General features: G+C 66.6%; 21 protein-coding genes. 5 read left to right on the top strand and 16 right to left on the bottom strand.

From position 1 onward, the window contains the following. Positions 1–78: 78 nt before the first annotated feature. From ACT3SZ_RS04775 to ACT3SZ_RS04740, 8 genes are read right to left on the bottom strand one after another with little or no spacing between them, the layout of a single operon-like run. Positions 79–774 carry an aspartate/glutamate racemase family protein gene (locus tag ACT3SZ_RS04775; protein WP_444617109.1) on the bottom strand — a complete coding sequence of 232 codons (696 nt, stop codon included), beginning with the start codon at positions 772–774 and terminating at the stop codon, positions 79–81. After that, positions 771–2,219: a MocR-like pyridoxine biosynthesis transcription factor PdxR gene (gene pdxR / locus ACT3SZ_RS04770; protein ID WP_444617108.1), complete on the bottom strand. Its 1,449-nt coding sequence runs from the start codon at positions 2,217–2,219 to the stop codon at positions 771–773. The genes ACT3SZ_RS04775 and pdxR overlap by 4 nt, the downstream gene beginning before the upstream one ends. A gap of 4 nt (positions 2,220–2,223) precedes the next feature. After that, positions 2,224–2,958 (bottom strand): sulfite exporter TauE/SafE family protein, encoded by a 735-nt coding sequence (locus ACT3SZ_RS04765; RefSeq protein WP_444617106.1) that lies wholly within the window; start codon positions 2,956–2,958, stop codon positions 2,224–2,226. A 2-nt stretch (positions 2,959–2,960) separates the two neighbouring features. Continuing rightward, positions 2,961–3,746, bottom strand: coding sequence for an SDR family NAD(P)-dependent oxidoreductase (locus ACT3SZ_RS04760; RefSeq protein ID WP_444617105.1), 786 nt, complete (start codon positions 3,744–3,746; stop codon positions 2,961–2,963). Positions 3,747–3,773: 27 nt separating this feature from the next. Next, the gene (locus ACT3SZ_RS04755; RefSeq protein WP_444617103.1) at positions 3,774–4,622 is read right to left on the bottom strand and encodes an ABC transporter ATP-binding protein; all 849 of its coding nucleotides are present in this window, start codon (positions 4,620–4,622) and stop codon (positions 3,774–3,776) included. Next, positions 4,612–5,748, bottom strand: a complete 1,137-nt coding sequence (locus ACT3SZ_RS04750) for a taurine ABC transporter substrate-binding protein (RefSeq protein ID WP_444617102.1) — start codon at positions 5,746–5,748, stop codon at positions 4,612–4,614. The genes ACT3SZ_RS04755 and ACT3SZ_RS04750 overlap by 11 nt, the downstream gene beginning before the upstream one ends. Before the next feature lies 1 nt (position 5,749). After that, positions 5,750–6,604 (bottom strand): ABC transporter permease, encoded by an 855-nt coding sequence (locus tag ACT3SZ_RS04745; RefSeq protein ID WP_444617101.1) that lies wholly within the window; start codon positions 6,602–6,604, stop codon positions 5,750–5,752. Beyond that, positions 6,601–7,959: an aminotransferase class III-fold pyridoxal phosphate-dependent enzyme gene (locus tag ACT3SZ_RS04740; RefSeq protein WP_444617100.1), complete on the bottom strand. Its 1,359-nt coding sequence runs from the start codon at positions 7,957–7,959 to the stop codon at positions 6,601–6,603. The genes ACT3SZ_RS04745 and ACT3SZ_RS04740 overlap by 4 nt, the downstream gene beginning before the upstream one ends. 252 nt (positions 7,960–8,211) lie before the next feature. On the opposite strand from ACT3SZ_RS04740, the gene ACT3SZ_RS04735 reads away from it, so the two are divergent. Next, entirely contained in the window at positions 8,212–9,228 is a 1,017-nt protein-coding gene (locus ACT3SZ_RS04735; protein ID WP_444617099.1) for an alpha/beta hydrolase family esterase, read from the top strand. Positions 9,229–9,549: 321 nt separating this feature from the next. Here the strand turns inward: ACT3SZ_RS04735 and xylB are convergent, their stop codons facing one another. Beyond that, positions 9,550–10,971 (bottom strand): xylulokinase, encoded by a 1,422-nt coding sequence (xylB, locus tag ACT3SZ_RS04730; RefSeq protein ID WP_444617098.1) that lies wholly within the window; start codon positions 10,969–10,971, stop codon positions 9,550–9,552. Position 10,972: 1 nt separating this feature from the next. Next, positions 10,973–11,818 carry a DeoR/GlpR family DNA-binding transcription regulator gene (locus ACT3SZ_RS04725; protein ID WP_444617097.1) on the bottom strand — a complete coding sequence of 282 codons (846 nt, stop codon included), beginning with the start codon at positions 11,816–11,818 and terminating at the stop codon, positions 10,973–10,975. A 157-nt stretch (positions 11,819–11,975) separates the two neighbouring features. On the opposite strand from ACT3SZ_RS04725, the gene ACT3SZ_RS04720 reads away from it, so the two are divergent. The 3 genes from ACT3SZ_RS04720 (at position 11,976) to ACT3SZ_RS04710 (ending at position 16,159) form a co-directional block, all read left to right on the top strand. Continuing rightward, positions 11,976–13,331 (top strand): MFS transporter, encoded by a 1,356-nt coding sequence (locus tag ACT3SZ_RS04720; protein ID WP_444617096.1) that lies wholly within the window; start codon positions 11,976–11,978, stop codon positions 13,329–13,331. A gap of 37 nt (positions 13,332–13,368) precedes the next feature. Further along, positions 13,369–14,892, top strand: a complete 1,524-nt coding sequence (locus ACT3SZ_RS04715; protein ID WP_444617094.1) for a mannitol dehydrogenase family protein — start codon at positions 13,369–13,371, stop codon at positions 14,890–14,892. A gap of 235 nt (positions 14,893–15,127) precedes the next feature. Then, positions 15,128–16,159 (top strand): ABC transporter substrate-binding protein, encoded by a 1,032-nt coding sequence (locus ACT3SZ_RS04710; protein ID WP_444617093.1) that lies wholly within the window; start codon positions 15,128–15,130, stop codon positions 16,157–16,159. Between the two features lie 114 nt (positions 16,160–16,273). Here ACT3SZ_RS04710 and ACT3SZ_RS04705 read toward each other — a convergent pair whose 3' ends face one another. From ACT3SZ_RS04705 to map, 4 genes are all read right to left on the bottom strand, one after another. Beyond that, the gene (locus ACT3SZ_RS04705) at positions 16,274–16,555 is read right to left on the bottom strand and encodes a hypothetical protein (RefSeq protein ID WP_444617091.1); all 282 of its coding nucleotides are present in this window, start codon (positions 16,553–16,555) and stop codon (positions 16,274–16,276) included. A gap of 1,408 nt (positions 16,556–17,963) precedes the next feature. Beyond that, positions 17,964–18,755: a hypothetical protein gene (locus ACT3SZ_RS04700; protein WP_444617089.1), complete on the bottom strand. Its 792-nt coding sequence runs from the start codon at positions 18,753–18,755 to the stop codon at positions 17,964–17,966. A gap of 171 nt (positions 18,756–18,926) precedes the next feature. After that, the gene (locus ACT3SZ_RS04695; RefSeq protein ID WP_444617087.1) at positions 18,927–19,526 is read right to left on the bottom strand and encodes a carboxymuconolactone decarboxylase family protein; all 600 of its coding nucleotides are present in this window, start codon (positions 19,524–19,526) and stop codon (positions 18,927–18,929) included. A gap of 78 nt (positions 19,527–19,604) precedes the next feature. Next, positions 19,605–20,489: a type I methionyl aminopeptidase gene (gene map, locus ACT3SZ_RS04690; RefSeq protein ID WP_444617086.1), complete on the bottom strand. Its 885-nt coding sequence runs from the start codon at positions 20,487–20,489 to the stop codon at positions 19,605–19,607. A gap of 252 nt (positions 20,490–20,741) precedes the next feature. Here map and ACT3SZ_RS04685 point away from each other — a divergent pair, with 252 nt between their 5' ends. Next, positions 20,742–21,566, top strand: a complete 825-nt coding sequence (locus tag ACT3SZ_RS04685; RefSeq protein ID WP_444617085.1) for a hypothetical protein — start codon at positions 20,742–20,744, stop codon at positions 21,564–21,566. A 66-nt stretch (positions 21,567–21,632) separates the two neighbouring features. Here the strand turns inward: ACT3SZ_RS04685 and ACT3SZ_RS04680 are convergent, their stop codons facing one another. Further along, the gene (locus ACT3SZ_RS04680) at positions 21,633–23,537 is read right to left on the bottom strand and encodes a penicillin-binding transpeptidase domain-containing protein (RefSeq protein ID WP_444617084.1); all 1,905 of its coding nucleotides are present in this window, start codon (positions 23,535–23,537) and stop codon (positions 21,633–21,635) included. A gap of 90 nt (positions 23,538–23,627) precedes the next feature. Beyond that, entirely contained in the window at positions 23,628–24,800 is a 1,173-nt protein-coding gene (ispG, locus tag ACT3SZ_RS04675; RefSeq protein WP_444617083.1) for a flavodoxin-dependent (E)-4-hydroxy-3-methylbut-2-enyl-diphosphate synthase, read from the bottom strand. Positions 24,801–24,825: the final 25 nt, after the last annotated feature.

Genomic DNA, 24,825 nt, shown 5'->3' with positions numbered 1-24,825 from the left:
AATCGGGCCCCATTTCCCTGCCTTGACCTCCTATGGAGCGCTGATTTCGGACATACATTGTGTCGGTTAGCCCAGGGATCACTTCCCCTGAATCAACCGCGCCGCAGCGACGACCGGTTCCACGATCACCCCTGGGTAGGATGCCTCCAGCTCCGCGGCAGCGTCACTGAGCGGACCGCCGCCGATCACCACACGCTCGGCCCCCTTGGACACCGCGCGCTCCACCGCCGCAGCCAGCTCGAAGCGGCTGGCGTCCGGCGAGCCAGCCAGCACCAGTGGGTCGGTCTGCGTGAGCTCCAGGCCCGTATAGGAATCCGTTACCCCTACCCGTGCCACCAGATCAGCCAATGAGTCCGCCAGCGCCCCGGTCGTCGTCGCGATGGCGAAGCGTCCGCCGGATGCCGTGGCAGCGAGGAGGGCCGCCTCGCCGATGCCGGTGACCAGCACTCCGTCCAACATCGGCAGGGAGTGCAGCTCCCGCACACCCGGATCGCCGAAGGCACCGACGAGCACCGCGTCGAATGCCGTGCCGTCCTGCGGGCCGTCCTGCAGTGCGGCACGCACAGCATCCACCACATGCCCCGCGGCGTCCTGCAGCGCATCCGGCGTGGTGATCATCGCCGGGCCGCGCGCAGCGGTCACGGCGGTAACCACGCAGCCGGAGGATTGAGCGCGCGCAGCGTCCTCCCCGAGGGCGGCGCGCAGCCGCCGCGCCATCATTGCCGTGGTGGCCCGGTTGGTATTCGGGTTGACCAGCAAGATGTGCGAGGTCACGAGGCCTCCTCCCGCGCCGCAGCTAACTCGCGCACACCCGTGGCGATGCGCACCTCCGGGATCGAGGCCAGGCCCACGCGCATCTCGTCGTGACGCACCGTCCTGCCCGGCGCGTAGTACAGCTCGCCGGGACTGACCAGCACTCCCCTGCCGCGGGCACGCGTGGCCCACGGGGCCGTGTCCCCGCCGTCCGGATCATGCATCCAGAGGTTCATCTGCGGCACCACGAGTTGACCGGCCATATCCGGTAGGTAGGTGTCCACCGCCTCGCGGAATTGCTCGTACTTCGAGCGCACCCGCAGCCGGTAGCTGCGCAGCTGGCGGGCGTAGTCGCCGGAGCGTACGAACAACGCCAGGCTGCGCTGCAGCATCGGCGAGGGAGTCTTGGTGGTGAAATGTCGGAAGCGTCGCAACGCCGAGATCAGCTCCGGGGCGGCGACCACGTAACCCATGCGCAGTCCCGGCGCGAGATACTTCGAGAACGTCCCCAGGTACACGACCCGCCCGCTACGGTCGATGGATTTCATCGGTGCCAGGGGCGAGCCCTGCAGACGAATCTCGGCGTCGTAGTCGTCCTCGACGATCACTGCGTCGGATGACTCGGCGAGCGCCAGGAAACGACGGCGACGCTCCGGGCTCAGCGCCACGGACGTCGGATGGTGACTGCTGGGTGTGAGGTAAATCAGGTGCGCACCCGCGGCGTCCTGCGGTACGGCGCCCTCCCGGTCCACGCGCATGTACTGCATGCGCGCCCCGCTCGTGGCGAAGACCTGGTGGGCATCGACGTAGCCGGGGTTCTCGACGGCCACGCGCACGCCGGGGCCGAGCAGTGCCGAGCGCAGCAGCGACAGTCCTTGCTGAGTGCCGGCGGTGATCATGACCTCGTCCGGACTAGCGTGCACCCCGCGCGGGGCGAGCACCTCCTCGATCAGGGCCTTGACGAGCAGCGGATCGTCGCCGTCGCGGGGGTCGCCGAGTGCCACGCGCAGGTTGCGTCCCGACATCGCCACATTGACCGCCTTGAGCCAGGAGCGGGTGGGAAAAGTGTTCTCCTCCACCTGGCCGCTGAGGAAGGGAAACGGGTAGCGCCGGTGATCGGGCTCCACGATCTGCGGCACCGGCGGGGCGTCGCGGTAGAACATTTCATCCCAGTCCACGCAGGACGCCGCGGCGGCGGTCTCCGCCTCCGCCGGGGAGCCCGCCGGGTACATGCCACTACGCGGCTTCGCGGTGATCTGCTGATAGTCCACCAACTGCTGCAGGGCGGTCTGCACCGTGGTGCGTGAGACCCCGAGTTGCTCGGCGAGCTGGCGGGAGGACGGCAGGGCGCGGTTGTCCGGGTAGTCGCCGCGGTGCAGGCCCAGGCGCAGGAAGGCACTCACCCTCGCGTGCAGCGGGGTGACATCGGCCAAGGCCGCCCAGTCGTCGGTGAAATCGTGAACCACCGGATCAGCATAGCCCCGCGACAAGCAGCAGGCAGGCCGCGCCAAAGGCCACCGCCCGTCCCAGTGTTGTCACCAGGGCCAGTGGTGCGCGCCGGGCGAGCACCGTGCCGAGCACGGACCCGACGACGATGCCCGCGACGAACGTCCCCGTGCCGTCCCAGCCATCCGGGGCCAGGCCGGTGGTCGGGGCGAGCACCGCCAGCCCGCACACCGAGGCGACCAGGAATGACACGGCCAGGCCCGCGCGATATCGCCGGGCGTCCGGAGCCTGGTAGACCAACAGCAAGGGCGGGCCGGGCAGGGCGACCGTCACGGTCATCGTGCCGGCAAAGAGACCACCCACCCCCATGCGGACGGGGCTGGTCGTGATCACTTTCCCGCACAGTGCGGGCAGCAGGGCCACGATCACCGCCAGGGCCACGACCACGTTCAGCGCCTTCTGATGGTCAGCGACCCAGGGGAGAAAAGGCGCGGTGACAAGCGCGCCAGCCACGATGCCCACCCCGGCGGGAAGGAGCAGGCGGGCATCCGCACGCGAATTCGCCCGCCCCGAGGTAGCTACCGAGACCGCCATGAGCACGGTGGTGACGGCCAGCAGCGGGCCAGGCAGCAGGTTCGGGGCGACAAGCACCACCAGGGGTGCGGCGACGAGGCCGAATCCGGACCCGGTGACCGCCTGGACGACCGCGGCAAGTACTCCCACACCCAGCAGGAGCAGCGTGCACACCACGGTCGTCACGCTCAGCTCTCCTGCGCCGCCACTCGTCGGTGGATCTGTTGGGCGGCCGCCTGGTCGCGCGGCATGATCAGCATCTGGTCGATGTTCACCCGCGCCGGACGCGTGGCGACCCAGGCGATGGCGTCGGCAACGTCCTCGGCGGTCAGCGGCTCCATGCCGGCGTAGACGTCCTGCGCCCGGGAGGTATCCCCGCGGAAGCGGACGGTGGAGAACTCCGTGTTCGCCATACCTGGGTCGATCTCGCATACCCGCACCGGCTCACCGAGTAGTTCCAAACGCAGGACACGAGTCAGGGCAGCCACGGCATGCTTGGCAGCGTTGTATCCTGCCCCGCCGCGGTAGGATTCGCGGGCGGCGATGGACCCGATGGTGATCACCTGCCCGTCGCCAGAGGACACCAGCAGCGGCAGCAGGGCCTTGGTCAGGCGCACCGTGCCGAGCACATTGGTATCGAACATCCATTGCCAGTCGTCCACGTCGGCCTGCGCCACCGACTCGGTGCCCACGGCCCCGCCGGCGTTATTAATCAGCAGATCGCAGCGTCCGAACCCGGTGGTCACCGCCTCACAAAAGGCGTCGACAGACGCCTGGTCGGTGACGTCGAGCGGCACGGCGGTGCCGCCGCACTCCTCGGCGACCCCGGCGAGACGCTCGGCACGTCGTGCACCGAGCACCACGTGGTAACCCGCGGCGGCCAGGGCCCGGGCGGTAGCCGCCCCAATCCCGGAGGACGCGCCGGTGATCACAGCGACCGGCACAGTGGTGTTCGTTAATTCCCCAGTAGTCATGGGTGTACTCCTCAAAGGTTGTCAGGGTCAGTCGGTGGACGCATGGGAGGTGGTGGCACCCTGCGCGGCATAGATGGCGTCGGCGATGTACTCACGCAGTTCGTGGAACCGGGGGTTGCCACGCAGCTCCCCCAGGTCCAGGGTCGGGTCCGCCGGGTCGCCGATCTGCACCGAAAGGTTCTCCAGGATCCGGCCGGGCCGGGCACTCATCACCCACACACGGGTGCCGAGCAGCACTGCCTCGTCGACGGAGTGGGTGATGAAGAAGACCGTCCGGCGGTCGCGCCGCCAGATGCGCAGCAACTCCTCCTGCATCGTCTCGCGGGTCAGTGCGTCCAATGCGCCGAAGGGCTCGTCCATCAGCAGGATCTCCGGTGAACCGGCGAGCACCCGGGCGATCTGGGCACGTTGCTGCATGCCGCCGGAGAGTTCATAGGGACGCTGGTCGGCAAACTCCGTGAGGTTGACCATCTCCAGGAAGTGCTCGGCGGTCGCGCGTCGCTGGGCCTTCGGCTCGTTCTGGAACCGGCCGGCGAGTTCGACGTTCTCTCGCACCGTCATCCACGGGTACAAGTTGGCGTGCTGGAACACAACCCCTCGGTCCGGGCCGGGGTCGGTGACCTCGGTGTCATCCAGGAGGACCTGGCCGGTGGTGGGTTCCAGGAAGCCGGCGATCATCTTCAGCAAAGTGGACTTGCCGCAGCCGGACGGTCCGACGATGCAGACGAACTCGCCAGGCTCCACCGTGGTGCTGGTCTCGGTCAAGGCCAGCACGTGGTCGCCGGCGTCGGTGGTGTAGGTCTGGGAAACCTGGTCGAGCACGACCCGGGGGATCTTCGTGGCCCCGTTTGTGCCTGTGCTGTGGCTACTGGTCATCGTCGGCCTCGCTGTCATCGGTGGTTTCCGCCGCCGCGATCGCGGCGTCCGGGTGCAGGGTGGCTGCATAGGTGGACGGGTCGCCCACCGCGTCGATCTCGCGGTTGTCCTTAAGGAAGGCGGCAGTGTCGTAGAGCAGGCCGCCGAGGTCGCCCTGGCCGTCGCTATCGCCGAGCATCTCGGCACTGGCCTGCTCCTCAGCCCGCGGGTAGCGGTAGCCCTGCAACTGACGTTGCACGGTCTCGGCCTCCAGGCCCAGGACCACGGCGATCGAGCCGGCGGCGCGGTCGGTGTCCTCGGCGATCTGGCGGGTGGCCTCGTCCTGCACCGTGGCCCACATCGCCATGAACTCCGGGTTGTCGTCGACGAAGCCGCGGGTGAAGGTGGCCATGTCGTACGTCGGTGCCCCGCCGTCGGCGGACTCCTTGGCCGAGGTGATCACGTGACCGCTCTCGGTCAGTGCGGACAGCGTTGGGTCCCAGACGAAAGCGGCGTCCAGTTCGTCCGACTGCCAGCCGGCCAGCATCCGGTCGGGAGCCAGATTGATCAGCGTCACGTCACGGCCGGCGGTCATGCCTGCCTGGTCGAGCGCTCCGAGCAGACTGTAGTGCGAGGTGGAACTGTAGGTCACGGCGATGGACTTTCCGCGCAAGTCCCGGATGGACTCGATCTCAGGGTCCTTGACCACCAGTGACTCCGCCTCACCGATCTCGTCGAAGACCCACGGGGTCACCAGGTCCAGGTTCAGCGGTGCGCTCACCGCGCGCGCCAGACCGGCCGATCCGAGAAGCCCGTAGTCGATCGACCCGGCGCCATAGGCCTGCAGGATGTCCCCGGCTGAGTCGAACCGGGTCCACTCGATGTCGGCGTTGGGCATGCAGGTTTCCAGCAGGCGCTGGTTCTGCACGATCGCGTCGCCATTGGGGATCATCTGGTAGCCGAGGACAGCACTGGTGGTCACCGATTCATCCGGCTCCACCGGGCAGTCGATGTTGTTCTGCGTGGCCCAGTTGCTCGCCGGAGGACCCACGCAGGCGCTGGTCGCCATCACCGTGGCCAGGCCCACCAGTGCCGCGGCTGTGCGCCGGGTGCGCCGGGTGCTGGGGATATTCTTCGTGGCATTCATGTCAGGCCTTCCCTTCCCACGGCACGAGCACCGTGGTGATCTTCTTGATGCCCAGGTCCAGCAGGACCGCCGCCAGCCCGATGACGATGATGCAGGCGATAGTCAGTGAGGTGTCCAGCCGGGTTCCCGACAGATAGGCCAACCCGCCGATGCCGGGGATTCCGTTGTTCAGCTCCGCGGCGACCACCGTGGTCCAGGCGAAACCGGTCGCCACCCGCACCCCGGACAGGATGTGCGGCAGGGAGGACGGCAGGATGACCTGCCGAAGCACCTGACCGCGGTCAGCTCCGAGGGAACGAGCAGCCAGGATCCGGTCCTGTTGCACCCCACGCACACCGGCGATGGTGGACATCGCTATCGGCGGGAAGGCGGCGAGGAACAGCAGCCACACCTTCGATACATCACCGATGCCGAACCAGACGATCAGCAGCCCCATGTAGCCCAGCGGCGGGAGGGAGCGCAGGAAGTTGAGGTAGGGCTCGGCAAGGTCGAAGATCCACCGCACCGTCCCCATCAGGAAACCCAGACCCGTGCCGACCAGGATTCCTACCCCCACGCCCACGGCGATGCGCTGCAGGCTGGCGAGCAGGTGCTGCCACAGGAAGTAGTTGTCCTCGCCGCAGACTTCCACCGCCCCATCGTCGGTGATCGCCTGGCAGGTGTTGGCGTCCCAGAATGCCCCGACCACCGACCCCGGTGACGGTAGGAACAATGGCTTGACCAGTCCAGTAGCGGTAATGAGCCACCAGAAGGCGATCAGTGCCACGAAGACCACGGTGTTGTTGACCGCACGGCGTCCTGGGGTGAAACGACGGAACCTGCGTAGCGGTGCGGTGGTGCCCGTCTGCCCGGTCATGCGCTCACCGACTCTGCGCTACCCACTGCGGCTTGTACTCCGGCAAGGACGCTGTCGAGCACGTCCAGTCCGTCCTGCAGGACGTCATCGGGGATGTTCAACGGCGGCACGACGTGAATCCGGTCGCTGCCGGCGACGAAAACTATCAGCCCCTGCGCGCGGCAGCTCGCGGCGACCGTCTTCTGGACGACGGCGGCACCGTCGGCACCGTCGGTGCCTTCCGCTCCCCCGGTGAACTCGACCGCCCAGAAGCAACCGAGCCCGCGAACGTCGGCGACCACCGGGTGACGCTGCTGCATCGCCTTCAAGGCCGGGCCGATGATGTCTCGTCCGAGGCGTGCAGCGTTGTCGACGGTGCCCTCGTCCTCCATCGCGGTGATGGCCGCGACGGCCGCCGCGGTGGCCAGCGGGTGACCCGAGTACGTCAGCCCTCCCGGGTACGGACGGGTGGCGAAGGTGTCCGCCACCGCTTGGGTCATCGCCACCCCGCCGAGCGGCACATACCCGGAGTTCACGCCCTTGGCGAAGGTCACCAGGTCCGGGGCCACACCGTAGTGGTCGAAGGCGAACCACGCGCCGGTGCGTCCGAACCCCGCCATGACTTCGTCACAGATCAACAGGATGCCGTGACGGTCGCAGATCTCGCGGGCACCGGCCAGGTAGCCGGGCGGCGGAGGCATGATTCCCGCCGTGCCCGGCACCGACTCGATGATCAACGCGGCGAAGGTCTCCGGGCCCTCGAAGCGGACCACGTCCTCCAGATGTTCCAGGGCACGCTCGCACTCCTCGGCCTCGTCGCGAGCACGGAACACGCTGTGGTGCAGGAACGGCCCGAAGAAATGGACCACGCCGGTGCGTCCGTCCTCGATGGGCCAGCGGCGCGCGTCGCCGGACACCGTCAGCGTCGCCTGGGTGCCGCCGTGGTAGCTGCGCATCGCCGACAGAACCCGGGGACGCCCAGTGTGCAACTTCGCCATCCGCAGGGCGTGCTCGACAGCGTCGGCACCACCGTTGGTGAAAAATACCTTCGACAGGGTGTCGGGCAGGTGACCGAGGATCTTCTCCGCGGCACGGGCACGCTGCTCGTTCGCGTGGGCTGGTGCCACGGTGCACAGAGCGTCCGCCTGGTCCTTGATCGCCTGCACGATCGCCGGATGACGGTGACCCAGGTTCGTATAAACCAACTGCGAGGAGAAGTCGATGTAGCGGGTGCCGTCGGCGTCGACGAGGAACGGTCCCTCGGCGTCCGTGACGACCAGAGGATCAAGAGAGTCCTGTGCCGACCACGAGTGGAAAACGTGGTCGAGTTCCCGGGCGTAGATCTCGGATCCGTGTGGTGACTGCGGTTGTGGCATGGTCCTTGGACCTTTCATCGTGGGCACTTGGTGGTCTCCTCTAGGGATGACCCCAGCCTGCTGCGTCCAGGCCTGGACCTGAATATCCACGGGCCGGTCAGTGGGAGCAGGCCAGCTGAAACCTCGGTGAAATCATGGTTCCGGCGGGTTACGTGCGGTGCGGTCAAGAAAGCAGACGGCGGGGTGGATGGCCGGGTGCATTTCTGAACTATGCGGCGACTCATCCCCACACAGCTCGGCATACTGGGGCCCATGACCTGCCGACGAAAGAGACGCCTCGCCATGGGCACCGGTGTCGGCGCGCTTCTCGGCACCTGCGCCCTGCTTCTCACGTCCTGCGGGACACATGAGGCCGCGTCCGACGGCAGCCACAGCACCCACGCCGCCACACTCGACGGAGTTGAACGCACCTGGAGCGTCTACACGCCGGAGTCAGGCGGGTCGGGCGAGTCCGATGAGACTCAGTTGCCGGTGGTGCTGGTTCTCCACGGCACCGGCGATACCGGTGAGGGCATCCGCTCGGGAATCGGGCAGGACCTGGAGCGCCTCGCCGAACGCGACGGATTCATCGTGGCCTACGTCGACGGGTATGCCAACAACTGGAACGAGTGCCGCGCGGCCGGCGAATGGCCCGCCAAACAGCAGGATCTCGACGATGTGGGGCTGATGCGCCACGTAGTCGAGACGATCCACGGGGATTCCGGCAGCTCTGATGGCTCTGAAGTCTCTGCCCCCGTGTACGCCATCGGGTACTCCAGCGGCGCGCACATGGCCCAGCGTCTCGCCTACGAGTCTCCCGACTTGGTTACCGCCGTGGCCTCGGTGAACGGCAACGTACCCGCAGACGACAACTTCACCTGCGCCGATGAGGGGATGCCGGTGCCGATGCTGTTTCTCCAGGGGCGGGAGGACCCGATCAACCCCTTCGACGGTGGCGAGGTGGTACTCGGATCCGGTGCCAACGCCATAAGCCGCGGGTACGTCCGCTCCGCCGACGACAGTGCCGAATGGTTCGCCCAGCGCAATGGCATTGAGAACACCGACTCACCGACCCCGGTGCGCGACGGCGATGCCGAGGTCACCACCTGGGGCGACACGGCGGAATCCGGCATGGATGACACCAGCGACGACAGTCCGGTGCGACTGATCGCCGTGGACCACAGCGGGCACTCCTTCCCCACCGCCACCGGCAGCTGGGGCAACTCCGGTGGAGCCCGCTACGACGGGCCCGGCGCGATCTGGGACTTCTTCAAGGCAGCTTCCTCCTAGCAGTCGCTCCCCGACCGCGCCTCACGCCCCATCCGAAACCCCGCCCGTCGAAATTGTCACCCTCCCAGGTAGGCAAAAGACCCGAGTCGCTACCTGGAAGGGTGATCGGGCTGCATGGAGCTGGAAGAGGTAGCGGCGGAGAGTCTCGACCACCCACACCCCAGACCCACCCATCGAAATAAGCACCCTCCCAGGTAGGCAAAAAGCCCGAATCGCTACCTGGAAGGGTGATCGGGCTACAGGGTGCTGGGAAAGGTGGCGGCGGAGGACTCCACCACGCCGAACCGCACCCCAATCAACCCCCAACCCCTAGTCCAACCCCTAGTCCAACCCCCAGTTCCAGTCCTTCGTGGCGGTGCGAAGGTGCGCGTAGGAGCGCACGGTGCGTCCGTTGAAGGCGGCGGAGGCCGGCGAAGTGCCCGCTACCGTCCACTCCGGCGGGTTCTCGGCACCGGACAGGGCCCACGCGGCCTGGCGAGCGGCACCCAGGGCCACGTACTCGGCGGGGTCCGGGACCAGCACGTCCACCCCGAAGATGGACGGGGCGACTGCGCGCACCGCGGCCGAGCGAGCGCCGCCGCCGATAAGCAGCACGCGGGTGGCCTCCACACCGGTGGCTCCCACAAGCGCCTCCACGGCGTCCTTCATGGAGCACAGCAGTCCCTCCACGGTGGCGCGGGCGAAGTCCTCGCGGGTGGTGGCGGTGGTGATGCCCTGCAGGATGCCGGTGGCGTTGGGGCGGTTGGGGGTGCGCTCGCCGTCGAGGTAGGGCTGCAGCACCAGGCCGCCGGCGCCGGGGTCGGACGCCAGGGCCAGGTTCTCGAACTCCTCCCAGTCCACGCCGAGCAGGCGGCGTCCCATGTCGAGCACGCGCGCGGCGTTGAGCGTGCAGACCAGCGGGAGGTAGCGTCCTGACGCATCGGCGAAGCCGGTGACCATGCCCGCGGAGTCGTGCACGCTGTCGGGGACCACGGCGGAGGCCACCCCGGAGGTGCCGATGGACACGCTCACGTCGCCGGGCTGCAGCGCCAGGCCCAGGGCCGCGCCCTGGTTGTCGCCGGTGCCGGGACCGATGACGGTGCCACGAGCTGCCGCAGCGGCGTTCACCGATGCGGCTACCACTCCGACCTGCTCATTCGGCCCGGCCAGACGCGGCAGTTCAACCTCGTGGCCCAGGGCGCGCTCGGCGAGCTCGGGAAGCCAGCGGCGCTGCCGGGTGCTGTAGTAGCCGGTGCCGGACGCCTCGCCGTGGTCGGTGACCTTCTCGCCGCGTCCGGAAAGGTGCCAGGTGAGGTAGTCGTGCGGGAGCAGCACGCTGGCGGTGCGCGCGGCGTTCTCCGGCTCATGGTCGCGCATCCAGCGCAGCTTCGAGGCGGTGATCGAGGCGACGTAGCGGCTGCCGGTCAGGTCCACGCAGGCCGCCGGCCCGCCGAGTTCGTCGATGAGTTCCTCGGCGGCGCGTGCCGAGCGGGTGTCGTTCCACAGCAGGGCATCGCGCACGACCTCCCCGTCGGTGTCGAGAGCGACCATGCCGTGCTGCTGGCCGGCGATGGACACCGCGTCGGCGCGGTCCAGCAACCCGGCGGTCGCCTGCTCCATGGCGTCCACCCAGGCCCGCGGGTCGACCTCGGTACCGTCCGGGTGCGTGGCGCGTCCCTCGTCGACGACCTCCCCGGTCGCCGCGTCCACCAGCAGGGCCTTGCAGGACTGGGTGGAACTGTCGATTCCCAACACGAGTGCCATATCAGTTGTCTCCTTCGATCTCTCCGAGCACGTGGAGGGTCGCTCCCGTGTTCTCCAGCAGGGCGCGGTCGGCGTCGCTGATCTCATTGTCCACGACGACGTGGGTGAACTCCGCAACGTCGGCGATCTTGAATACCCCGGGGGCACCGAACTTCGTGGAGTCCACGACCAGCACCTTCACCGGGGCGGTGTCGAGCAGGGCCCGTTTGGTCTCGGCGGCCTCGGTGTCCGGGTGGAAGATCGCCGGCCCACCTCCGGCGGCAGGACGCACCGCGGTGGTCGAGACGAAGACGACGTCCGCCGACAGTCGCCGTAGTTGCTCGGACGTGACCGCCCCCAGGAAAGAGTCGGTCTCCGGGATGTACTGGCCACCGCAGCCGATCAGGCGGATATTGCCCGCCCCGGTGCGCTGCCGGTGCAGGCTCATCGCCGCCAGCGAGTGGGTGATCAGCGCCGAGGGACTGCGCTGCGGTAACAGGGTGACCAGGGACTCCAGGGTGGTGGAGTCGTCGACGGCGACCACCGCTCCGTCCTCGACAAATTCGGCGGCCAGGGCGCACAGCCCGCTCTTGACATCGCGGTGCAGTTGGCGGCGCTGACCCACCCCCAGTTCGCTCATCGAGGGGCTGACCGAGCGGGCACCGCCGCGGACCCGTTCCAGCAGGTTCTCGGCGGCGAGGTGGTCGAGGTCGCGGTGCACGGTCATCGGTGAGACCTCGAAGTGGCTGGCGAGATCCTCGACGCGGGCGGTGCCGTGGCGGGTGACGTAGGCCACGATGTTCTCGCGGCGTTTGTCGGGGCGCTTATCGGCTCCCGTCGCAGATGAGGGCTGTGACGTTGCGGGCATGGGCGCAACATTAGCACGGGGGCGATGTGAAGTAACCCCCGTTTTCAACATTTTTGTGTTGTAAGTGGTGACTTTCTAACATTATGGCGGTAGGTTGATCGCATCGGGCCACCAAGTGTGACCCACATCCCTCCCGCCTGACGCTTCAGGAGCACAGATGACTTCCAGCATCACCCAGCCGGACGCACCCCGGCTACTCGAACGCCTCGGCATCCCCCGGGCACTGATCTGGGGCTTCGTGGGCCTCACCATCTTCATGATCGGCGATGGCGTCGAGACCAACATCCTCGAACCCTTCCTGCGCGACGACCACGGGTTCTCCACCTCACGGGTGGGCACCCTGGTCACCGTCTACGGCATCTCCGTGGCCATCGCCGCCTTCTTCGCCGCCGCACTGTCTGACCTGTGGGGCCCGCGCCGGGTGATGATCCTGGGCGTGAGCGTCTGGGTCACCCTGGAACTGGTGTTCCTGTGCCTGGCCCTGCCGACCTCCAACCCGTGGCTGATCTTCATCACCTACGGACTCAGAGGCTTCGGCTATCCACTGTTCGCCTACGGGTTCCTGGTGTGGATCACCGCGGTGGCCCCCGCCGAGGACCGGGCTACCGGCGTGGGCTGGTTCTACGTGAGTTTCTCCGCCGGCCTGCCCACTCTCGGCGCGCTGACCGCGACCGTCTCCCTGTCCCTGCTGGACCTGGACTTCTACCAGACGCTCTGGCTGTCGCTCTCCCTGGTCATCGTGGGCGCGTGCATCGCCCTGTTCGGCGTGCGCGAGCAGGTCGGACGCAAGCCCCTGGTCGACAACCCCGAGGAGGTCAGCGCCACCCTCTCGCGCGGCTTCAAGCTGCTGGCCCGCGACAAGCGTGCCCGCCGGGTGACCTACATCCGCACGATCAACTCGGTGCCGACCTACGCCATGGCCGTGTACTTCCCCGCCTACTTCACCGATGAACTCGGCTGGAAACTCGGCTGGTTCCTCATCCTCACCACGGTGATCTACGCGGTCAACCTCCCGTTCAACCCGCTCTACGGACGCATCGGCGACCGCTTCGGCTGGGCCACCACCATGTTCTGGGCCGGCGCGATCGCCTGTGCCGTCACCCTGGCCGCGGTGTACTTCACCCCGCTGATCGGACGCTCCCTCGGCCTGCCTGACCCGCTGGTCTACGGCGTGACCCTGGCTTTCGGCGCCCTGTTCGGCGTCTCGCTGGCGGGCTACGTCCCGCTCTCGGCGATCGCCGTGGCGATCGACCCGGAGCACCCGGGTGCGGCGATGTCGACCTACAACCTCGGCGTCGGCGCCGCCGTGGCCGTCGGCCCGCTGCTGGTCGCGGTGTTCCTCCCGCTGGTCGGCGCCACCGGCCTGACGCTGATCATGATCGGGCTCTACCTCTTCGCCGCCTACCTGTCGCTGACCCTGCGCGGCAACCAGCCCGGCTTCGACGGCGTGCCCGACAACGTCCCCGAACCCCTCGCGGAAAAGGCTGCCGAAGAAGCAGCCCGCCAGAACTGACCCCTTTACTCCAACCACAACCAGGAGAACCCCCGTCATGCCCACCCTCAGCACCTCCCTCCTCCCCGACGTCCCGGAGATCACCGCGCACTGCGGCAACCCCACCGGCAACCCCACCGCCGTGCCGTCCTACGACCGCTCGCAGGTCACCCCGGGCATCGTGCACATCGGCGTCGGCGGTTTCCACCGCGCCCACCAGGCCATGTACCTCGACCGTCTGATGAACCAGGGCGAGGCGCTGGACTGGGGCATCGTCGGACTCGGCGTGATGCCGTCCGACGTACGCATGCGCGACGCACTCGCCGGCCAGGACCACCTCTACACGCTGACCACCAAAGCGCCGGACGGCTCGGAGGATGCCCGCGTCATCGGCAGCATCATCGACTACGTCTTCGCTCCCGACGACCCGGCGGCCGCCGTGGCGATGCTCGCCGACCCGCAGATCCGCATCGTGAGCCTCACCGTCACCGAGGGCGGCTACAACATCGACCACGTCACCGGGGAGTTCGTGGAGGACGCCGCGCTCATCGTCGCCGACCGCGCGGCCCTGCGCTCCGGCGATCACGCCTCGCTGAAGAGCTTCTTCGGCCTGGTCACCGCCGCACTCGACGAGCGCCGCCGCGCCGGCGTCGCACCGTTCACCATCATGAGCTGCGACAACATCCAGGGCAATGGCGAGGTCGCCCACGCCACCTTCGTCGCCTTCGCCACCAGCGTGGACGCCGAGCTGGGTGCCTGGATGGACGAGTCCGTGGCCTTCCCCAACTCCATGGTCGACCGCATCACCCCGGAGACCACCGACGCCGACCGCGAGGACGTTGCCGACCGCGGCTACACCGACGCCTGGCCCGTCGTCGCCGAGGACTTCACCCAGTGGGCGCTGGAGGACAAGTTCACCGCGGGGCGTCCCCCCTACCAGGACGCCGGGGTCCAGCTCGTCGACGACGTGGTCCCCTATGAGCTGATGAAGCTGCGCCTGCTCAACGCCTCCCACCAGGGCCTGTGCTACTTCGGCCACCTCGCCGGACACCGCATGGTCCACGACGTGATGGCGGACCCGCGCTTCGGCGACTTCCTGCTGGCCTACATGACCGACGAGGCGACCCCCACCCTGCGTCCGCTGCCGGGCGTGGACCTGGACGACTACCGTCGCACCCTGATCCAGCGCTTCGGCAATACCGCCGTCAAGGACACCGTGGCCCGGCTGTGCGCCGAGAGCTCCGACCGCATCCCGAAGTGGCTGCTGCCGGTGGTGCGCGAGAACCTCGCCGCCGGACGCCCCGTCCGCCTCTCCGCGGCGATCGTAGCGTCCTGGGCGCGCTACGCCGAGGCCGTGGACGAGGACGGAGCGCCGATCACCGTCGTCGACCGGATGGCCGACCGACTCAAGGAGACCGCCTCGCACAACCTGGAGGACGCCCTGGCGTTCCTGCGTGACCGGGAGGTCTTCGGCGACCTGGTGGACTCCCCCGAGTTCACCGCCGAGTACACCCGGGTGCTGGAGTCGCTGCACACCGTCGGCGCCGAGTCGACGCTGGACATGCTGCTCGCCGAGCGCTAGTCCCTTCCCACCCCCGTCCTTAGGACGGGGGTGACGTGTAGTGAGGGTAGGGCGGGGGTATGCGGATACCCGCACAGGCTCTTGTGGCGGTTGTTTCCTCTGTAGTAGGTTCGGTACGGCCCGCTACAGTTAAACGTAGCCTACGGTTAGAGACGTTTCACTAACACAATCGCCCGGCGAACTGCTCTCCACGGCATTTCCACCCCGTCGCCGGGCCAGGAGAGGATTCCCCTTCATGCTGCACACCGCCCGCCGTTCCACCGGACGTACCGTCCGCCGGACCCTGACCGCCACCGTGCTCGCCGGCGGCCTCGTGCTCGCCGGCTGCTCCACCGATGACTCGGACAGCAGCTCGGACGACACCAACTCCTCCGACAGCGCCGAAGGTGGCGCCGAGGAGTCCGAGGTCACCATCGACAACATGTACGGTGAGGCGACCTACAGCACCAACCCGGAGACTGTTGTCGCCATCGGTACTGCCGTGGACAACCTGCTCGCCCTGGGCATCACCCCGGACGTGATTGTGGAGCGTGGCGACGACGCCGATGCCGACTGGAAGAACCCGCAGCTGGAGGATGTCGAGCGCATCCCGATGTCCGAGGACTTCCCCCGAGAAGAGATCCTCGCAAAGAACCCTGACCTGATTGTTGGCGACACCTACCGCATCAAGCAGGAAGAATACGACGAATTGTCCAAGGTCACCGACGTGCTGCCCGGCATGGACGAGGACGCTAACTGGGAGCCGCAGCTGCAGGCCCTGGGCGAGATCTACGGCCTGGGAGACGAGGCCCAGGAAGTCATCGACGCCGATGAGGAAGCTTTCGCCGCCGCCCGTGAAGAGTTCCCCGGCCTCGAGGGCAAGACTGCGCTGACGGTGCAGGACCGTAGTGGTCAGTTCGGTGTGATCGCCGACCCGGAGAACATCGCCGTGAACTTCTACGAGCGCCTGGGCATGACGCTGCCGAAGTCCTTCACCGACGGCACCCTGAGCATCGATGCCGGTCGTGCGCAGATCTCCTATGAGCGGGTCTCTGACCTCGCCGCGAACTTCATGGGCATCTACGCCACCGAGGGCATGGACCAGATCCGGGCGATCCCCGGCTACAGCCAGCTGCCGCAGGTTGAGTCCGGCGCCGTGGTCGAGGACAACAAGGCGGTCATGGCTGCCCTGAACATCCCGTCCTCGCTGTCGAACGCTTGGCTGCTCGAGCAGCTGAAGGATCAGTTCGAGATCGTCGCCGACGAGGACGCTGTCGACGCCGAATAGCGAACCATCTGTAGTGAATGGTTAGCCCTTCACTACCAAATGAGGGCCCAGGATCATGTTGTTGATCCTGGGCCCTTCGCTTGCCGGTGGACGTTCACCGACATCTGCCGACGCTTACCGGATGACCTTTTTCACTGTGGTCTCCTTGTCGCCGAGGTATTCGCGGCGGAAGTAGCTGTCGAGCAGCGCGCTGCCAACGGACTTCTTTCGGCGATGACGCGAAGATCCTTGCCCCGGCTTGCCGAACAGTGCACTCGGGTTCTTGCCCTTGCCCGTCTGGCCGGCGGCACCCTTCTGCCCTGCTGCTCCTGCCGCTCCTGCACCCGCCATTCCGCCTGCGCCGCCGCGTTGTGTGGCGGAGCCGTTGTTGCCGTTCGCGGGAGCTGCCCCGCCCATTCCACCGGCTCCTCCCCTTGTGCCGGCACCTCCGTGTGCCGCGCCAGCCCCTGGGCTGGATGGGCCACCAGGGCCGGCGACCGGCATGGCACCGGGACTACGGGGTGTGGTCGCGCTGACTCCACGCGGAAGCAAGGGCTGGGCGACTGATCCTCCCGTCCCTCCGCGTAGGCCGGTAGTCGTTCCCGGTGTTGTTGTACCTGGAGTGCCAGCCGCTGTACCTCGTCCAACTCCTTGCCCGAGTGGTTGCCCCTGCCCTGCAGTCAGTGATGCCGGGGTGGCGGCTTGCGTGCCACCCGGTGCCCCGTAGGTTCCTCCGGTGGGCCTCATTGGCGCTTGTCCGACGGGTGCTGCCTGGCTTACGCCAGCTGGTGTTGCACCAACGTGCCCGGCTTGCGGTGCAACGGCGTTGGGTTGAGCCGCGGCCTGTGCTGCCGCTGGAGTCGCCGGTCCTCCGGCGACATGGGTGATAGTTTCTTCTGCCGCCATGGTCGCCGCCCCAGCAGAAGTCAGGGTTCCACCGCCGGTGTGGTTAGTCACGGGGACGGACAGGTTGCTGACGAGTGGCCGGGCGGTGTCCAGAGCTGGTTGGAGGTAGCCGGCTACGAAGGCGGCGACCTGTGCTTGGGACTTTGCTGCGATGGCTGCTGCACCGGCACCACCGGTGGCCACTCCGGCTGCGGCAGCTTCAGCGGCGATCTCTGCTTCCATCGCAATGAGTTGTGCGTGCGCGGCCGCCCGGATCGGCGGGAGTTGGAGCATGGATGTCGCCATGGCAGTGGAGTTGACGGAGACGATGGTGCATTGTTCTGCAACGGTCGTCAAGGCGCGCTCCACCGTGTCAAAGGCAGTGCCCTCTGTACTTCCCGCAATCAAGGCGGCCGCTGACTGCAGAGATTCTGCAGCCTGGAGCATTCTCTTGCTTGCCGCGGTCCACGAGTGTGCTGCCATGGTAATGCCACTGTCATCACCAGCGAACATTGGGGTCAAGGCCTTGAGGGGCGTTGCGGCCTCGACCGCTGCGATCGGTGAAACATAGCCGAGGTCAAGGACTGGAATCTCTTCCCTCTTCCGCATCAAGAACAGGATTTTACCCGCCGATCCACTCGTGTACTCCAATATTCCCGTGAAGGCGTCTACCGATACCTTTTCCTGATTGTCCAGAGCTTTAATCAACTCATCGAGAGAGTCATGCAACCATCGTACATTTGACTTTGCCGCCTTGCTTGCCACCGTCAATGAACCCGGATGCGATCCAAGGTATGAGGAGTACTGAGACGCCACCGCATTGAGCGACGGCGAACCCGTATACCCAGGTACATAAAACTTATCTGTAAATGTCATCCGAAGGTACAGGTCAGCCTTCACCACTTCAGTGACGACATTCCGGAGCTGGCCCTCTTCATATTTAAACACCTAGCGAACCTCCTACTACATTCAGATAGACCTGCAACATATTATTTGACCCTAGGCAACCGTCCAAATCCCCCAACTCGCCGGCCCCGGACCATATAAAGAAACCCCGAACGGGCTCAGGAGAAACCGAGATGCAACCAATATTATCAGCGAGTTCACCCCTATCAAGAAACTCGTACTCTAGATCCGTGACACGCTGAAGAGAGTAGTCCCCGACAAATGATTCCCTCTCATCCCAAGTTCCCCAGAGCGAACTTACGATGTCACCATATTCGTCTTCAATTTCTCCATAAAAAGCGCAATAGGCCAAGCCCTGCGCCGCTTCCCCGCCTTCGAGAGGTACAAGCTTCAGCTCCCCCATCCGCATGATCACCTCAGGATGACAAGGGTCAGGCAGATCTTCCCACTCAGGCAACCCCGCCCTCTCTCCGAGCGGTTCGAGTACCACGGGCTGCCCCACGAAACGCTGGGAGTCGTACACCAACTTTTCCAACGGGTCCGTCGGCTCAGTCTCGAACCAGAGTCCGGTATGTCCTGCCGGCTGAATCATCCGGCCGTCGACCGTCACCTCAGGTACTGCGATCACCCCGTCCCCCGACAGCTCTTCGTCCCCCGCCGGCCCCTCGTCCTGCCCAGCACCGGCAGCCTTCACTCCGCCACCAGTTTCACCGTCCGCAGGCGAACACGCCGTCACCAACATCACCATCACCAGGACGACCACTACACACGGCAACCACAGCAGCCGATGCGAGCCGTCGTCTCCCACGATTTCCTGATGGACCATAGGCCCCACCCCGCCTCTTCGACTTAGTTATCGCCATCCCACAAAGGGACAGCATCCAGACAGCCGCTGTTCCCCACGACCCCACCCGAACCCCCGACGGGTCAGACCACCACAGGGTAACCCACATTCACGACCGTGTCTAGGGGTAAAACTATCCACCTGTAGTGCCGCTCAGGCCGTCCGATTTCGGTCCACCGGCGTCCCCAGCACGGACAGCGCCGTCGCCAGACCCGCATAGTTTGTCACCAGCATCACCAACGCCACCAGCTCTCGGTCGGACAAGTACGTTGCCAATGCCGACCACGTCGCCTCGTCCACCTCACCGTGCTCCACGATCTGATCCACAGCGTCCAGGATCACGCCCCAGCGCCTCGTCTGACCGTGCGACTCCCCCTCCATAGCAAGGATCTGATCCTCGGTCAGTCCCACCGACGCCCCCAACTTCCGGTGGTGCGCAGCCTCGTAATCCGACCCCTGCAGATGCGCCACTCGCAGAATCACCAGCTCGGTCTCCTTACGAGACAAGTAGCCGAAGGGCATCATCATCGCTGAATACACCAGCCACGGTTTGAACAGCCGGCGCGCCCTCCCGATCGTGGAGAACACCCCCATGGTCTCCGTCCCCTGCACCTTCGCGCCGATCCGCGCGATGAGGTGGTTGACCACCCCGACCTCCCTCACCCCGGGGATCTTCTCCCCAGGACGGGTGATTCGGGATGTACTCCCTGTTGAACCCTGTGCGGACGTCGAATCCAGACCAGATACGTTCATACCCCAACACGCTACCCGGTCACGGTCCCCACGTGGCCGATGAAGCGAAAATCGGTCCAGCCGGGAACCCAGCCGAACCTACTTGACGGTCTGGTCCTTCTCGTCCTCACGCAGGGTCAGCACGTCCACACCGGTCTCGGTGACGACCATCGTGTGCTCGAACTGCGCCGACCACTTTCCGTCCTTGTTCTGGACGGTCCAGCCGTCGTCCCAGATGTCGTAGGGCAGCTCGCCCAGGTTCAGCATCGGTTCGATCGTCAATGTCATGCCCGGCTCCAGCACGGTGTTGTACGCCGGCTCGTCGTGGTGAAGCACCACGAGGCCGTTGTGGAAGGTCGGGCCAACGCCGTGGCCAGTGAAGTCGCGGACCACCGAGTAGCCGAAGCGCTTAGCGTAAGCCTCGATAACTCGACCGATCACGTTGACCTCCCGGCCCGGCTTCACGGCCTTGATGCCACGCCACATCGCAGCGTAAGTGCGTTCCACCAGCAGACGGTGCTCCTCGGAGACCTCGCCGGCCAGGTAGGTGGCGTTCGTATCGCCGTGCACACCGTTCTTGTAGGCAGTGACATCGATGTTCACGATGTCGCCGTCCTGCACCACCGTGGAGTCCGGGATGCCGTGGCACACGATCTCGTTCAGGCTCACGCACGCGGCCTTGGTGAAACCACGGTAGCCCAGGCAGGACGGGTAAGCACCGTGGTCGCACATGTACTCGTGGGCGACCCGGTCGATCTCGTCGGTAGTCACGCCCGGCGCAACGGCAGCGCCGGCTGCAGCCAGGGCCCCTGCGGCGATCCTGGAGGACTCGCGCATCGCCTCGACGACCTCGGGCGTCTGCACCCAGGGCTCACCGACGTTCTCCTGCACCTCATCCCGCCACGCGTACTCCGGACGTTGAATGGAATCCGGGACCTTCCGGATCGGGGTGGGATTACCGGGGGTCAGAAGCGCTCTACTCATGACGCCCCAGCCTACTCCCCGCCACGGACGACGCGGGACGCGCGGGGCTGCCTGACCACCTACACGCTTCGAAGAGAAGCGGTCACCGTCGGTTCTCCTCGCACCCCCATAGCGATTCCACCGACCAGGCAAAAACCAACGGTTTTACCCCTGACGTATCTAACGCCTGGCAAAGTATATTCTCAGGTAATTCTACCGCCGCAGACTTGTCGTCGCTCTCAACATCCCATTCGCCTACCGAAGAGAGACAGCATGAACATCCGATCCTCTAGCCTTGCCCTGGGCACGGCTGCCGCACTCTCCCTGGGCCTGGTCGCCTGCAGCAGCGACAATGAGGCACCGACCACCGACGCCTCCGACACCACGGACACACAAGCCGTCGACGAGGACGAAGCCGCGGGTGTTATCGGCGATACCATCACCGATGACTGCACCGGCTACATGGACTGCCAGGTCGAAGTGACCGTCACCGAAATCACCGTCGGCGAGCAGTGCCGCTACGGAACCAACGACTATGGCGGTGAGGGCGAGGAAGACTTCGGCAAGCTCGATGACGGAGAACAGTACCTCCAAGTCTGGGCCGAATTCGCCGTCACCTCGGACGACCGCGACGACTGGTCAATGATGCAGGACCCACAAATCATCGACGCTGATGGGTTCACGCAGTCCACCGGTATGTCCGTCGACTGCAGGAACTCCGACGAGGGTCACGAAAATTGGTCCAATCCGGTTGACGCTGGCAGCAAGTCGCGTATGTACGGTTCGTTCGTGATACCCGACGATGCCGAGCACATGGTGCTGCAGGACCGCACCTTCGTCCTACCGGACGCGGAAGAGTCGACGGACGAGATGTCGGGTCCGGCGCCCACAGCGGGGGCGCAGCAAGATGCGCCCGCGCCCGCCTCAGAGCGGGAGACCGTCGTCGACACACCATTTGAGCAGGACACCACGGATGGCGAAGAGACTATCCCGACCGGTACCTCGGGGGAAACGGACAGCAACCCTCTGTTCGACGATCTCGACGACATCGCCCCTGACCGGCACAGCGGCCCCGGCGAGTTCGAACCCGCCGCGTGAGGACAGCCGTCGAAAGGCATATGAGCCGAAGACGGCGAGCGACCTGCAGGTCAACGAGGCTTCCCGCTACTCCCCGTCCAGATTGTCGAAGAACTGTTGGGTCACCGCAACCGAGTGCTCCGAGCCGCCGCCCAACACGATCATCGTGGCGAAGGCGAGGTCGCCGCGGTAGCCCATGAACCAGGCGTGCGAGCCCTCGTTGATCTCCGCCTCACCGGTCTTGCCGTACACCTCACCAGCACCGGAGATTGCCGAACCCGAACCACTGGTGACCACCGCGCGCATCATGTCGCGCAGATTGGACAGCATATTGGGGTCTAGCGGCTCGCCCTCGACGGCATCATTGCCGTCGGTGTCCAGGGTGTGCACCCCGTCAGTGTTCACCAGGTTCGGTACCGGGGTACGCCCGTTCGCCGCGGTCGCGGCCACCAGGGCCATACCGAAGGGGCTGGCCAGGTCCAGGCCCTGTCCATAGCCAGCCTCCGTGCGGTCCAGCATCACCTCGCCCTCGGGCACCTGACCGGTCATCGTGGTCAGCCCGGGGATGTCGTAGTCACGGCCCAGGCCGAACTTCGCGGCCTCCTCCTTCAACTCCCCCGGCTCCAGGTCCGTGGACATCCGGGCGAAGGTGGTGTTGCAGGACTGGGCGAAGGCATTGCGCATCGTGGTGTTGCCCAGCGAGAACGAGTTGTAGTTCGTCACGATACGACCGCCGATGTCCTGCGTGGACGGGCACGCCACCGTGGAGTCGGCGTTCAGCCCTTCCTTCTCCACCCCGGCCGAAGCGGTGATTACCTTGAATGTCGAGCCCGGCGGGTACTGGCCGGACAGCGCCACATCGCCCTGCTTGTCCGCCTCCTCGGTCTGCGCCACCGCCAGCACCTCACCGGTGGACGGGCGCATCACCACCATCATCGCCTCGTCGTTCGGACGGGTGTCCACCGCCTGCTGCGCAGCTTCCTGCACCGCGCGTGACAGACTCACCTGCACCGCCGGCGCCGGTGCGGGTTCGGCGCGCTCCAAGGTGCGCACCACCGAGGCGTTCTGGTTGACCGCCACGACCTCCCAGCCGGCCTCGCCCTCAAGCTCGGGGCCCACCAGGTCGGTCACCCGGGACATGATGTCCGGGGCGAACCCGGGGTCAGGACGCACCATCGCCGGTTCCTCATTGAGCCGGACCCCGTCGATCGCTTCCAGGTCCTCGCGCAACTGGTCGCCGAACTGGCCGGGAATCATCGTCACCGAATAGGAGCCCGAGGCGTCGACCGCGGCGGACGACACGGCCGCCGTATCAATCGTCGGGATGGCCTCCTCGCCGGCGTGCGCGGCGGCGAGCACACGTCCGATGCGTCCTACCGCGCCCTGCACCCCGCCCGCCGAGCGTGCCTCGTCAAGATCCAGCAGCACCCGCCAGGTGGTGCCCGGGGTGGCAAGCACCGCGCCGTCGGAGCCGACGATATCGGCGACCTGCGCGTCCATCCGGCGCAGCTCCAGGTGCTGGTCGGCGCCAAGGTCCGGGTGCAGCACCGAGGCACGCCACCGCACCGTCCACTCCCCGCCGGTGCGGGTGGCGGTGAGGGTGGCGTCGTAACTGAACTCGCGTTCGCCGGGCAGATCCCAGGTCATGGTGTAGTCCGCGGTGGCAACATTGTCGTCGGTGCGCACATTTTCCACGTCGACGTCCAGGCCATCGGCCTGTAGGGAGTCCCAGGACTGCGCAAGAGCGTCGGACGCCACGGCGTCGTTGTCGGTGAGCCGCGCTGCGGCTTCGACGTCGCGTGACGAGACCGCGTCCAGGAAATCGCCGACCACGTCGTCCGCGACGTCCGGACGCGGTGTGCAGGCAGAGACCGTGACCAGCACGACGCTGAGCACCAGGCTCAGCACGCCGGCCACGGAAGACACACCGGCGCGTGTGGTGGTGGTGCGCTTCGGGGGCCGAGCGCCGGACGCCCCCAGAATCTGGATCATGCTGGTCACGCTAGCAGCGCAGTACGCTGCTTCCCCGGACAAACACGAACCCTTTTCACCTGGCCCCCGCGCCGGTGAGATACCTGTGGTCTAGGTGGTGACCTTGACCTGGGGGGAACCGGTGACGCCAGCGGCGGCGAGCTCTTCGGGGTCCATCTCCTCGGCGATCTTCATCGCCTCCTCGATGAGGACCTCCACGATCTCGTCCTCCGGCACGGTGCGGATGACCTCGCCCTTGACGAAGATCTGGCCCTTGCCGTTGCCGGAGGCCACGCCCAGGTCGGCGTCACGCGCCTCGCCCGGACCGTTGACCACGCAGCCCATCACGGCAACGCGCAGCGGGATCTCCATGCCGTCCAGCCCGGCGGTGACCCGCTCGGCGAGGCTGTACACGTCCACCTGCGCACGCCCGCAGGACGGGCAGGACACGATCTCCAGCTTGCGCGGGCGCAGGTTCAGCGACTGCAGGATCTGGTCGCCGACCTTGATCTCCTCCACCGGGTCCGCCGACAGGGAGGTACGGATCGTGTCGCCAATGCCTTCTGCCAGCAGGGCGCCGAAGGCCACCGCGGACTTGATGGTGCCCTGGAACGCCGGGCCGGCCTCGGTGACACCCAGGTGCAGCGGGTAGTCGCTCTGCGCGGCGAGCTGACGGTAGGCCTCGACCATGATCACCGGGTCATTGTGCTTCACCGAGATCTTCAGGTCGCCGAAACCGTGGTCCTCGAACAGGCTGGCCTCCCAGAGAGCAGACTCCACGAGCGCCTCCGGGGTGGCCTTGCCGTACTTCTCCATGATCCGCTTGTCCAGCGAACCGGCGTTCACGCCGATACGGATCGGGATGCCCGCGTCACCGGCGGCCTTGGCGACCTCCTTGACGCGTCCGTCGAACTCCTTGATGTTGCCGGGGTTCACGCGGACGGCGGCACAGCCGGCGTCGATGGCGGCGAAGATGTACTTGGGCTGGAAGTGGATATCGGCGATCACCGGGATCGGCGACTTCTTCGCGATCGCCGGCAGCGCCTCGGCGTCGATGGTCTTCGGGCACGCGACCCGGACCATGTCACAGCCGGTGGCGGTGAGCTGGGCGATCTGCTGGAGGGTGGCGTTGACGTCGTGCGTCTTCGTCGTCGTCATCGACTGGACGCTGACAGGGTAGTCACTTCCGACGCCGACGTTGCCGACCATGAGCTGGCGGGTCTTGCGACGGGGAGCCAGCACCGGCGGCGGAGCGTCGGGCAAACCGAGGGAAATTCCGGTCATCGTGTTGTCTAGTCCTTACTTTCCG

This window comes from Corynebacterium sp. AOP40-9SA-29, from assembly GCF_052377405.1.
In the GTDB taxonomy this organism is placed as follows: Bacteria; Actinomycetota; Actinomycetes; order Mycobacteriales; family Mycobacteriaceae; genus Corynebacterium.
The sequence above is the reverse complement of the archived record's forward strand: the minus strand, read 5'-3'. Positions and strand labels throughout refer to the sequence as shown.